This window comes from Citrobacter freundii complex sp. 2025EL-00176 (assembly GCF_053309355.1).
The window spans coordinates 204,368-215,865 of the sequence record NZ_JBRYHT010000004.1; the positions used below are offsets into that span (position 1 = coordinate 204,368).

At 50.2% G+C, this 11,498-nt stretch carries 9 protein-coding genes; 2 read left to right on the forward strand and 7 right to left on the reverse strand.

Features of this window, described 5'->3' with window-relative positions:
* Window positions 1-31 precede the first annotated feature (31 nt).
* On the reverse strand, window positions 32-2,593 hold the full coding sequence (gene mutS, locus ACVXHP_RS11600; protein WP_447571496.1) for a DNA mismatch repair protein MutS: 2,562 nt from the start codon (window positions 2,591-2,593) through the stop codon (window positions 32-34).
* 295 nt (window positions 2,594-2,888) lie between these two features.
* Here mutS and ACVXHP_RS11605 point away from each other — a divergent pair, with 295 nt between their 5' ends.
* The gene (locus tag ACVXHP_RS11605; RefSeq protein WP_004900141.1) at window positions 2,889-3,059 is read left to right on the forward strand and encodes a hypothetical protein; all 171 of its coding nucleotides are present in this window, start codon (window positions 2,889-2,891) and stop codon (window positions 3,057-3,059) included.
* Here the strand turns inward: ACVXHP_RS11605 and ACVXHP_RS11610 are convergent.
* The 3 genes from ACVXHP_RS11610 to ACVXHP_RS11620 form a co-directional block, all read right to left on the reverse strand.
* A complete protein-coding gene (locus ACVXHP_RS11610; protein WP_447571497.1) occupies window positions 3,056-3,673 on the reverse strand; it encodes a Fic/DOC family protein in 618 nt (205 codons plus the stop codon). The genes ACVXHP_RS11605 and ACVXHP_RS11610 overlap by 4 nt on opposite strands.
* Before the next feature lie 120 nt (window positions 3,674-3,793).
* A complete protein-coding gene (locus tag ACVXHP_RS11615; RefSeq protein ID WP_200009276.1) occupies window positions 3,794-4,306 on the reverse strand; it encodes a hypothetical protein in 513 nt (170 codons plus the stop codon).
* The gene (locus ACVXHP_RS11620; protein ID WP_447571498.1) at window positions 4,306-5,091 is read right to left on the reverse strand and encodes a winged helix-turn-helix domain-containing protein; all 786 of its coding nucleotides are present in this window, start codon (window positions 5,089-5,091) and stop codon (window positions 4,306-4,308) included. The genes ACVXHP_RS11615 and ACVXHP_RS11620 overlap by 1 nt, the downstream gene beginning before the upstream one ends.
* A gap of 445 nt (window positions 5,092-5,536) precedes the next feature.
* Between ACVXHP_RS11620 and ACVXHP_RS11625 the strand changes: the two genes are divergently transcribed.
* On the forward strand, window positions 5,537-6,142 hold the full coding sequence (locus ACVXHP_RS11625; protein ID WP_200009274.1) for a helix-turn-helix domain-containing protein: 606 nt from the start codon (window positions 5,537-5,539) through the stop codon (window positions 6,140-6,142).
* A gap of 41 nt (window positions 6,143-6,183) precedes the next feature.
* On the opposite strand, the gene ACVXHP_RS11630 is transcribed toward ACVXHP_RS11625, so the two are convergent.
* From ACVXHP_RS11630 to ACVXHP_RS11640, 3 genes are all read right to left on the reverse strand, one after another.
* On the reverse strand, window positions 6,184-7,557 hold the full coding sequence (locus ACVXHP_RS11630) for an HlyD family type I secretion periplasmic adaptor subunit (protein ID WP_316128726.1): 1,374 nt from the start codon (window positions 7,555-7,557) through the stop codon (window positions 6,184-6,186).
* Window positions 7,544-9,736 carry a type I secretion system permease/ATPase gene (locus ACVXHP_RS11635; protein ID WP_447571499.1) on the reverse strand — a complete coding sequence of 731 codons (2,193 nt, stop codon included), beginning with the start codon at window positions 9,734-9,736 and terminating at the stop codon, window positions 7,544-7,546. Before ACVXHP_RS11635 ends, ACVXHP_RS11630 begins: the two co-directional genes overlap by 14 nt.
* Window positions 9,737-9,826: 90 nt before the next feature.
* Window positions 9,827-11,170, reverse strand: coding sequence for a TolC family outer membrane protein (locus tag ACVXHP_RS11640; protein ID WP_447571500.1), 1,344 nt, complete (start codon window positions 11,168-11,170; stop codon window positions 9,827-9,829).
* Window positions 11,171-11,498: the final 328 nt, after the last annotated feature.

Genomic DNA, 11,498 nt, shown 5'->3' on the forward strand with positions numbered 1-11,498 from the left:
TAAGGCGAAGCCACCATCCGGCACATCGACGTTACACCAGACTTTTTAACCGATAGATCCACTCCAGCGCCTGGCGGGGCGTTAGCGAATCCGGATCAAGGTTTTCCAGCGCTTCAACGGCGGGTGATGTTTCTTCCGGAACCGACAGCAGCGACATCTGCGTACCATCGACCTGGGTTGCGGCCACATTCGGCGCGATGCTTTCCAGTTCACGCAGTTTTTGCCGCGCGCGTTTGATCACCTCTTTCGGCACACCTGCCAGGGCAGCTACCGCCAGGCCATAGCTCTTGCTCGCCGCGCCATCCTGTACGCTGTGCATAAAGGCGATGGTATCGCCATGCTCTAACGCGTCCAGATGTACATTCGCGACGCCTTCCATCTTCTCCGGTAACTGAGTCAGTTCGAAGTAGTGGGTGGCGAACAATGTTAATGCTTTGATTTTATTAGCCAGGTTTTCCGCACACGCCCATGCCAGCGACAGGCCGTCGTAGGTTGAAGTGCCGCGTCCAATCTCATCCATCAGCACCAGGCTGTTCTCGGTAGCATTATGCAGAATATTGGCGGTTTCGGTCATCTCAACCATGAAGGTGGAACGACCGGATGCCAGATCATCCGCCGCACCTACGCGAGTAAAGATACGGTCGATAGGCCCTATCTCGACTTTTTGTGCCGGAACATAGCTGCCGATATAAGCCAGTAGCGCAATCAGCGCTGTCTGGCGCATATAGGTACTTTTACCCCCCATATTCGGCCCGGTAATGATCAGCATTCGGCGCTGTGGGGAAAGATTGAGCGGGTTGGCAATAAACGGCTCTGTCAGTACCTGCTCCACCACCGGATGACGACCCTCGGTAATAAGAATGCCGGGTTTATCGGTGAAGGTCGGACAGGTGTAATTCAACGTATAAGCACGTTCTGCCAGGTTGACCAGGACGTCCAGCTCCGCCAGCGCGCTGGCGCTCTGTTGTAAATCAGCCAGATGCGGCAGCAGCATATCGAACAGCTCGTCGTATAGCTGTTTTTCCAGTGCCAGCGCCTTACCTTTGGAAGTCAGAACTTTGTCTTCATACTCTTTCAGCTCTGGAATAATGTAGCGTTCAGCGTTTTTCAACGTCTGGCGACGCACGTAATTAATTGGCGCCAGATGGCTCTGTCCACGGCTGATCTGAATGTAGTATCCGTGAACGGCGTTGAATCCGACTTTCAGCGTATCGAGACCCGTGCGTTCACGCTCGCGGATCTCCAGTCTGTCGAGGTAGTCGGTTGCGCCATCAGCCAGCGCTCGCCACTCGTCCAGCTCTTCGTTATAGCCTGGCGCGATGACGCCGCCGTCGCGTACCAGCACCGGTGGCGCTTCCACCACGGCGCGTTCCAGCAGTTCACGTAGCTCCGCAAATTCACCCATTTTCTCACGCAGCATCTGCACGGGGGCGCTGTCTACGTTTTCCAGTTGCGCACGTAGTTCAGGGAGTTGCTGGAAAGCGTGACGCATACGGGCCAGATCGCGCGGGCGCGCGGTACGCAGAGCGAGACGCGCCAGAATGCGTTCCAGATCGCCCACCTGACGCAGCACAGGTTGCAATTCGCTGGTGGTATCCTGCAGCGCGCCGATAGTTTGCTGGCGCTCAGTGAGGATTTTGGTGTCGCGGACCGGCATATGCAGCCAGCGCTTGAGCATACGGCTGCCCATTGGTGTTACGGTGCAGTCGAGTACCGAAGCCAATGTGTTTTCAACGCCGCCCGCCAGGTTCTGGGTGATCTCCAGATTGCGGCGCGTGGCGGCATCCATAATGATGCTGTCCTGTTGACGCTCCATAGTGATGGAGCGAATATGCGGCAGCGAGGTGCGCTGGGTATCTTTAACATATTGCAGCAGACAGCCGGCAGCGCATAACCCGCGCGGGGCGTTCTCAACGCCAAAGCCAATCAAGTCTCGTGTGCCAAACTGCAGATTTAACTGCTGACGGGCGGTGTCAATTTCAAATTCCCACAGCGGACGACGGCGCAGGCCACGGCGGCCCTCGATCAGTGAGGTTTCTGCAAAATCTTCGGCATACAGCAGTTCTGCCGGGTTAGTACGCTGTAGTTCGGCGGCCATGGTCTCGCGGTCGGCAGGCTCGCTCACGCGAAAACGCCCGGAGCTGATGTCCAACGTGGCATAGCCGTAGCCTTTACTGTCTTGCCAGACTGCGGCCAGCAGGTTGTCCTGGCGCTCCTGTAACAGCGCTTCATCACTGATGGTGCCTGGCGTGACAATACGTACCACTTTGCGCTCAACCGGACCTTTGCTGGTGGCTGGATCGCCAATCTGTTCGCATATAGCGACGGATTCTCCCTGATTGACCAGCTTGGCGAGGTAGTTTTCCACCGCATGATGAGGAATGCCCGCCATTGGGATTGGCTCCCCTGCGGATGCGCCGCGCTTAGTCAGGGAGATATCAAGCAGTTGAGACGCGCGTTTCGCATCGTCATAAAAAAGTTCGTAAAAGTCGCCCATGCGGTAAAACAGCAGTATTTCCGGGTGCTGAGCCTTCAGCTTGAGATACTGCTGCATCATGGGAGTGTGGGCGTCGAGATTATCGATTGTACTCATGGAGTTGTGTCCATATTCTTAAATTTTAATAAGTTAGTGATTTTTATCGTTCTCATTGAGTATCACATTGATCCATTTCATTTCATGGAATCCTACATTTCATTCCATAATTATGTAGGGAGCATGATAACGGAGTCTTTATGGCAGGAAAACAACAGGGAAGATCACTTTCGCCCAAAGTGATAGAAACAATAAGATGGCCCCTTGATGACGTCGGGCTACAGATGGTGTGAAGTCGTGTCGAAACCTTGATATAATGAGTACAGATTACACATTCGATAACTGAGGAATCGTGATGAGCAATGACAAGAAAACGCAGGTGTATTATGTTAAACCGTCTCGCGCTGACATTGTTCGCTCGGTAGCAACGTCAACCGCCGTTGAGACGGGGCAGTCCTCTGAGAAGATCGAAGCTTCGCTTGAAGCGACGCGCAAAAAGTTCGCCCATCTTCGGCTTGCTGTTTAATCTCGTCTCAACGCAGCGCCAACCCAATAGCACATTGGGCCGTAGTCCATTGACATACCTGCGTGGATAGCCGAAATGTATTCGGCTTTGTTTTGCTCCCAGCTTTGGTAATCCAGCGGCCTGTATCCCCCCTGAACCGCCATCACATCAGCTAACAGTCGTGATAAACGCCCATTGCCTTCCCGGAAAGGATGGATGAGTATCAGCTCCACATGGGTTACAGCAATAGCCTCTATGATCTGTCCTTCGCTCATGTTGGAGCATGGTGTATATCGGGCAAGGTATTTAGCGTCGAATTCGTGTAGTAGTTTTGGCAACTGTGCAGAGGGCGCGAACATAAAGCCCCCTTTGCTGATATTGACTGTCCTTTCCTGGCCGGCCCACTCATAGATGTTCCCCAGCCAGCGGTGATGCCAGCTTTTCAACAAAGCAACGGTTATCTGTCCTGTTGGAAATTGTTCTTCAAAAATGCAGTGATAGAGTTTCTCTAACAGCACAAGTTCCGCTTCGTCCATCTCGCCAGAATGAGCAATCCCCAGCTTATTCGCCAGGACTTGCTCATCGGCATTTTTCTCATACTGTCCTTCACTGCCAGAGACATGGTATCGGCTCATGGGAACATCCTGCGCTAATGGGGAGTAGACGACGAGCATTGGCTCGATCAGAACGATCTATCTTAACATCGACAACCACCTGGATTCCTCCGTAGGTTGAGCCACCTGAACGCCTACTGATTATTCATTTTGCGGCAACGCATAATTCTGGCAGTACAGGTAGGGGATCCCTTCTTTGGTAATCAGATACGTTTTGCTATTTAGCGCAAAATAATCGACGTTGGATACGCTGGTATTGGTGAGGAAAAAGTCGGGGAGCAGTTCCTGAATGAGGCTGGCGGGGGCCGTTTCGCGATTGGATATCTGGATTTTCTGTGAAATCCAAACCGGACTTGAGCCGTAACTGGATTGTGTAAACAGGACCATGCGTTGCACGGTTTGCTCATTATTTCTGGCATCTTTGATGATACCATCAACATTCACAATGCCTTTACTTCCGCCGATTTTAATATCAATAATCCCCCGAAATGAGCTGGTATTACGTACTATTTCGATGGCTGAACGGCAGGTCAGATTATGAAGTTCACCTGTGTTTTTATTGAACCGATAGACGGCAGTAACCATTAGCGCAGCAAAACAGATCAGCAGGATAACACCAGTCTGGACGCGGGACGTGCGGGGATATAAATTCATTAGCTATCATACCGAGGGTAATAAACCGACTGACAGGCGTTTTGTTGCCGGGCCTTCATCGGTGAGCGACATACAAGTACAGACAATTTTTTAGACTCAGGGTAGGTCGTAATATAAATGAATTTATTGTTCTGACACAGCCCAGGATTTTTGTCGATAAACGCCGTATGCCGGGAAAAATTACTGGCATCATTATTAAAATAATACTGACAGTCAGTGGGCGTTTTGCTGGCCGTGATATAGTCGGAGAAATAATCATCGCTGGCCTGCCATGGGTATAATATAAGCGCACAAATTATAAGAGTAAGCGCCCCCATTATTATTTCTGTAGTGGTGAAAAATGGTCTACGCGGTGCGTCAGGTAACAGTTCCTCTATCACGGTCTCCGGCGCGACTGACACTTCAACTGAGCAAGAGCTATCCTCCGGCGACTCAATCGCCTGAATATCAAACGATTCCTGTATAATCAGCCCCTTACGGGGGATTGTGGTGATCAGCGGTTGTTCCAGATCCAGTTGCAGCAAACTTTTACGCAGGGAGAGAATGCTTTGGTAAAAGGCATTGAAACTAACCTGACGATGGTTTTTACCCCAGCCGAATTCCAGCAGTTCATTTTGTGAAACCACTTGGCCGCGATGCTGAATAAGTAATAAAAGACATAATGACGCTGAGTGTTTGAGTTTTATCTGCTGATTGGGTTGAGCTACTCGCGCCAGACATTGTGTGGCTGGCGTAAATATTATTCTATTTTCAATAAGATAACTGACATTGCCAGTCTCAGACATAGTGTCTCTGCTCTTGATAATGCGCCAGGTGGCTGGTAAGCCATGATACCACTTAGGCCATAATAGCTACCAGCATGGACCCGATCCTACAACGAAAATCGCGAAGTGTTTCAAATTAGTATCATAATATACCAACTATGATAACTTTTTAATGGAAATAAACTACATATAAATCAATGGATTGTGTCTTTTTGGCTGTTCTGCAAAGAGAAGAAAGATGAAAGAATGACGACAAAGATGATTGGCATTAATTCTTTATGGACAGCGCAATATACTGCCTGACGCCACCACGCGAAAACAGCATGTGCCTGAACGCGTCCACGGCACCAGGGAATGCCGGTGGCAGATGTAGAAGAGGGATAAATGTCAGCTTGTTTAACAGCTGACATTTATTTTTGATGCTAAGTGAATTTTGATAAAGCCATAATTTGCGGTAGAGAGTCCCATGTTCCAGAAAGAAATTGAAAATGCTGTAGTGCTTGTTGGTGATGAAATGAAGAAGTCAGAGAATGCCTGGCTGTCGTTACGCAAAAAACGCCAGCGTATTGATCTGAAGGTTGATGGAAATATCTTGTTTCTGGAGAAAGGGACTGTCTCTGTTTATCGTGTGGAAAATGATCTGGTGACCGTGAGTATTTCTGCTCCGGCCATACTCGGTTTGCCGCAAATGCGCACTGAAGTCGCCGGGCACTATTTACGTTGCGATACCGACTGTGAAATGTGGGCAATGAGCGTGCAGAATGCCGATCACTTGTTTACCGCTAAAAACTTATGGAAGCAGGCGTTTGATATTTTAACGCATCACTTGCAGCGTTATTTCCAGCGTGAGGCGTTGCAGTCGCATCGTACCATTCGTGAACAGATTATTGAGCACGTAAAATATATTTGGGCGATGGAGCCCGAGGTGCGTGAGAAAACATCCGTGTATACCTTTATTTTGACCCGCAACCATATCTCGCGCAGCGCTATCCACAAGGTTTTACAGGAACTGGTTAATGACGGAAAAATCACGTTAAACCGGGGAAAACTTTGTTTTTGTACTCCGTTATAAATTAATGCGCTCCCTGACCCTACGAAAGGGAGCGCAGGCGTTTAACGTTCTCTGAGCGCCTCCGCACGAGCGCGAATAATCGGTTTTAACAGGTAGCTGAGAATCGTTTTCTTGCCAGTGAGAATATCGACACTCGCGACCATGCCAGGGATTATCAGCATCGGATGCTCTTTTGTTCCCAGATAGTTTTTGTCCGTTTGTAGACGAACAACATAAAAGCTTCGTCCCTGTTTATCGGTAACGGTGTCTGGACTTATTTGCACCACTTCGCCTTGCAGACCGCCATAGATGGTGTAATCGTAGGCCGTAAATTTCACCATTGCATGCTGACCCGGATGGAGAAAGGCAATATCGCGCGGCTGTATTTTGGCTTCGATTAACAGCTTGTCGTCCAACGGAACGATTTCTACCAGATCGCTGCCAGGCTGGATGACGCCGCCAATAGTATTTACCATCACCTGCTGGACGATACCGCGCACCGGTGAAGTGACCATGGTACGATTCACCCGGTCTTCCAACGCTTTTACGCTGGCCTGGGTTTTGCTCAGATTGGTACGGGCCTCGTTGAGTTGAGCCAGCGCATCGCTCTGGAAGCGGCCTCGACTCTCGCCGATTTTATTTTCAATCTCTTTAATTTCTGACGCGGCTTTGGGTAGCGACAAACTAATCGAATTGAGCTGCCCGGCGGTTTCCACTTCGGTACGGCGCAGGCGCAGCAACTCGACTTTCGAAATAGCGCCCGAGGCGAGCAGCGGCTCGGACATTTTGATTTCCTGGCGTATTAACCCGAGGCTGTGCTTAAACTGCTCTTCTTTCGATTCAAAGTCGCGCAACTCCTGTTTTTTCTGCACCAACTGTTCTTCAAGCCCGGATATTTCGTTGTGAAACTGCTCCCGGCGGCTGTTGTACAGTTCGGTTTCTCCCCGCGCGACATCGGGCGCTTTGCTCGCAATCTCTGGGGAAATAACAAAGTCCCGGTTTTCAACTTCCGCCGTCAGGCGTTCAACTTTGGCCCGCAGACCGAGTTTATCCGCTTCTGTTTCGCCGACGTTAGAAGCAAAGCGCGTGTCATCGAGATGCAGCAATGGTGTTCCGGCGTTAACGATTTGCCCTTCGTGCACATACAGTTCGGTGACGATCCCACCTTCCAGGTTCTGAATTTTTTGCAGTTTGGATGAAGGGATCGCTTTACCTTCCCCGCGGGTGACTTCATCAATTTTCGCAAAGCCAGCCCACATGAAAGACAACACTACCAGTGCGAGGATCGTCCACAGCGTCAGTCGAATGACTCTCGGGGAGTCATCAATAATGGCCTGGCTGACTTCATTGATACTGTCAGTTTGATTTTCATCACGGCCATGAAAATAGTGCTGCATAGCGCGGCGGGCACGAGCCAGGAAATCAGCGAGATGCATTAATCTGCCCCTTTTTCAACGCATCCATCACCACCGCTTTCGGGCCATCCGCGATGATGCGTCCTTTATCGACAATAATCAGGCGGTCAACCAGCGACAGCATGGAAGCGCGGTGCGTAACCAGTAATAACGTTTTGCCCGCGATGCAGGGGAGCAGCGCGTGTTTGATCTTCTCCTCGCTGGTGTTGTCCATCGAACTGGTGGGTTCATCCAGTAACAGAAGAGGCGGATCCAGCAAAAGCGCGCGTGCAAGCGCTACCGCCTGCCGCTGTCCGCCTGAAAGTCGAGAGCCACGCTCGCCAACCTGCAGGTTATAGCCGTCAGGATGCAAGCGCGCAAAATCGTTGACGCCGGCCAGCTCAGCCGCCCGCAGCATGGTTTCGTCATCGATATAACGCGCCCCGCACAGCAAATTGTCGCGTAGCGTGCCATTGAACAACTGGATATCTTGCGGCACGTAGCCGATGCTGTGGCGCAGATCGTTCACATCCAACTGACGAGAATCGATCCCGTCGATCAGAATATTTCCGGTGCTGGGCTGGTACAGATTGACCAGCAATTTGCTGAGCGAACTTTTACCGGAACCACTGCGTCCGATGATGCCGATTCGTTCACCGGGCTGAATGGTCAGATTGATTTTTTGCAGTGACAGGTTCTGTTGTTCCGGGTAGCTGAAATCGACATCGCGAAATTCTATGCTGCCCTGGAGCTGCTCACGTTTGAGCGGGTTTTCGTCCGCGCGACGCTCCTGCGCCAGCGACATCATTTTCTCGGTATTTTTGATGGTGAGCTTTGCCTGCTGATAACGGGCGATAAGGCCGGTTAACTGACCCAGCGGCATTAATGCCCGACCATTGAGCATGTAGCAGGCGATAAGTCCCCCCATACTCAGTTTGCCGCCGATAATCATGTACACCCCGACGATAATCATCACCACCCCGGAGATTTGCTGGAACCAGCCGGTCAGGTTGCTCGCCAGGCTGGACAATGTTTTCACTCGCAGCTCCAGGCGACTCAGGCTACCCAGCGTTTGTTCCCACTGAAACTGGCGTTCGCTCTGGGCATTGTTCACTTTGATGGCATCCAGGCTGCTCAGGGTTTCAATCAGCAATGCCTGGCGTTCGCTGGCGAGGCTCATGGTTTTCGTGACTGCCGCGTTGACCGGTTTTTGTAACGCCCAACTGCACAACAACGCAATCGGCAGCGTCATGACCGGGATCCAGGCCAGCGCTCCGCCGATAATCCCGATAACGATCAGCAGCAGCAGGGTGAAGGGCAGATCGATAATCGTCGTCAGCGTAAGTGATGAGAGGAAATCGCGCAGCGACTGAAACTCGTGAATATTCTGCGCAAAGCTGCCCACTCGCGCCGGACGTTCTTTCATCTCCATGCCGATAATGCGCTCAAACAGCGTTGAGGAGATGATGAGATCGCTTTTTTTGCCCGCAATATCAAGGCAGATACCGCGCAGCATTTTCAATATCAGATCAAAAACAAAAGCCAGGCAGATACCGACCGCCAACACCCACAGCGTGACCGTTGCCTGGTTAGGCACCACGCGGTCATAGACGTTCATGGTGAAGAGCGGCGTACCGAGCGCAATCAGGTTGATCAGCAGGCTAGCCAGCACCGCATCCATGTACAGGAAACGTGACAGCTTCAGGGTGTCTTTAAACCAGGATTTGGTACGTGGCAGAAAAGCTTCCGCCTGCAAATCGAATTCGTGGCGCGGATGAGCAAAAATCACTTTACCGGCATAGTTTTGTTCAAGCGTGGCGACATCGACGCAAATTTCCCCACCTTCGCTTTCGCTGGGCATAAAGCGGGCGCTGCCGTCATCGTTCCATGCCAGTAATACTCCGGTTCCGCCAGAACGCAGTAACAGGACCGCAGGCAGAGACATGGCCGGAATTTTATCGAGTGCACGCGTGACAACCCGCGCTTTTAAACCGGCCCTTGCCGCCGCGCGTGGAAATATATTCAGCGTGAGCCGATCGTTTTCTAATGGCAGCCCACTGCTTAATGTTGAACGACTCGCCGGTTTACCGTGTAACGCACACAGAATGAGTAAGCTATCTAATAGCGGATCGTCATTATAACTGCGGGGATCGTGATGTTGAGAATTAGGGCTGGCATAATTCCCGGATACTTCATTTAATAATTCAGCTTGTGCACTCATTTTCGCAACCATTTCTGACCGTGCACGTTTAAAGAATAGCAGGCTAATTATCAGCGTGCAGGTCAGAGATTTATTTTGGATTAATAATTATTAATGCAGATCCGGTAAGCTATTTTCTTCTGCAGAATCTACCGGTTGCCCTGATGGCGGCGGTGTGATTTTTAGAATATTCATTAATTCACCCGTGCGTTCGCTAATACGGTAGCCGCTGGTCATCGCCAGATAACGCAGTTCAACAAGGCGACGTTTAGAAGAAAAAACTTCATTTTCACTGTCGAGTAAATCCAACAGCGTACGTTCGCCAAGACTGAATTGATCCTGATAAGCGGTGCGCACTTTGACGCTACGGTCGGCATATTCTTCCGCTGAAGGAAGCTGAGCGCGTGCGTTTTGTAACGCCGTCCAGGCCAGGCGCAGCTCCTGATTCAGCTGGCGTAGCGTGTTATTGCGTACGTCCTGCGCCTGTTTATGCAGATACGCGCGGGAGTTCATATTGGCTTTGTCGCTGCCGCCCTGGTACAGGTTGTAATGCAGTTTTACCATCGCTTCCCACTCTTCAGTATGGGCGCGGGTGGTGTCGGTGTTATTACTAATCCCGCGGGAAAGCTCAACGTCCACGCGCGGGTAGAAGGTTGATTTCGAGGCCTCGTACTGCTGATGTGCGGCTTCGATATCCGTATTGGCGGACCTCAGTAATGGACTGTTTTTTTCCATCCGACTTTTGGCGTCTTCCAGCGAGGTGGGCAGCTGAGAGTCAATGCTCTCGGGCAGGCTTAAACCTTGCGGATCCATGCCCGTCACGCTGACAAAAGTGGTTTTCGCGTCTTCAAGATTCGTCTGTTCGGTCAGCAAATTATTACGCGCCTGCGCCAGACGCGCTTCGGCTTGCATAAAGTCCCCGGAGCGCCCAACACCCTGATCGGTACGCAGTTTTATCTGGTCGTAAATGCGTTCGTGGTTCGCCAGATCGTCCTCAGCAAGGCGAACAAACTCTTCGCGTTGTAGCACGTCGAAATAGGCCTGAATGACCGCATAAGCGGTACTCTCACGGGTGTTCATCACGCTCCAGGCGCGCGAGTCAACGGTCGCTTTTTGCCGCGCAACTTCGCTGGAGGTTGCAAAGCCATTAAACACATTTTGCTCAAGGCTCAACGTCGCTTCGTTAGGTGACTGGGTCAGACCGTTATTACGTCCTGCCGCACGGGTGGTAGCATCATCAACATTTTTTCGCCCGGCTTCTGCGTTTAAATTGAGTGAGGGTAAATAGCCACCTTGAGCGGCCCGCAGTTCTTGCTCTGAAGAATAACGGCTATTTATTGCGGCATTAACTTCAGGATGATTAGCTAAAGCGTTTTTAACGGTATTTTGTAAGTCTTCTGCATTTACTGAGGATATTGAAAAGCATGAAAGCAGAAAAACTAAAAACTTCTTCATGACATGAATGCCTTATATGACACGGTTATGACATCCTGCTGTCGTCGCTATCATCCATTTTTACAAACACGTTATATTAATTAACAAAGGTAAATTGTCTTAATTGAAGCTTGTGGTCAGCTATTCTCAGACATGTTTTGTCACATCGTGTTTTATTTTTGGTTATTTTTTATTATATTCATTTGCCAGTCAAGTCTCATGTAATTGCATTCTCTAAAATGTGTTTTTTTCTACATTGAGATATTAATGTTTACATTAAATGAATGTGATATTTGTTCGTTAATATATTAACGATTTTATAAAAATAATGATGGTAATTAAGTGAGGT

Bases quoted from the DNA above. Each gene is read 5' to 3' on its own strand.
- ACVXHP_RS11610 (WP_447571497.1), bottom strand. From the start codon at position 3,673: ATGAGCCGATACCATGTCTCTGGCAGTGAAGGACAGTATGAGAAAAAT.
- ACVXHP_RS11635 (WP_447571499.1), bottom strand. From the start codon at position 9,736: ATGAGTGCACAAGCTGAATTATTAAATGAAGTATCCGGGAATTATGCC.
- ACVXHP_RS11625 (WP_200009274.1), top strand. From the start codon at position 5,537: ATGTTCCAGAAAGAAATTGAAAATGCTGTAGTGCTTGTTGGTGATGAA.
- ACVXHP_RS11630 (WP_316128726.1), bottom strand. From the start codon at position 7,557: ATGCATCTCGCTGATTTCCTGGCTCGTGCCCGCCGCGCTATGCAGCAC.
- ACVXHP_RS11605 (WP_004900141.1), top strand. From the start codon at position 2,889: ATGAGCAATGACAAGAAAACGCAGGTGTATTATGTTAAACCGTCTCGC.
- ACVXHP_RS11615 (WP_200009276.1), bottom strand. From the start codon at position 4,306: ATGAATTTATATCCCCGCACGTCCCGCGTCCAGACTGGTGTTATCCTG.
- ACVXHP_RS11620 (WP_447571498.1), bottom strand. From the start codon at position 5,091: ATGTCTGAGACTGGCAATGTCAGTTATCTTATTGAAAATAGAATAATA.
- mutS (WP_447571496.1), bottom strand. From the start codon at position 2,593: ATGAGTACAATCGATAATCTCGACGCCCACACTCCCATGATGCAGCAG.
- ACVXHP_RS11640 (WP_447571500.1), bottom strand. From the start codon at position 11,170: ATGAAGAAGTTTTTAGTTTTTCTGCTTTCATGCTTTTCAATATCCTCA.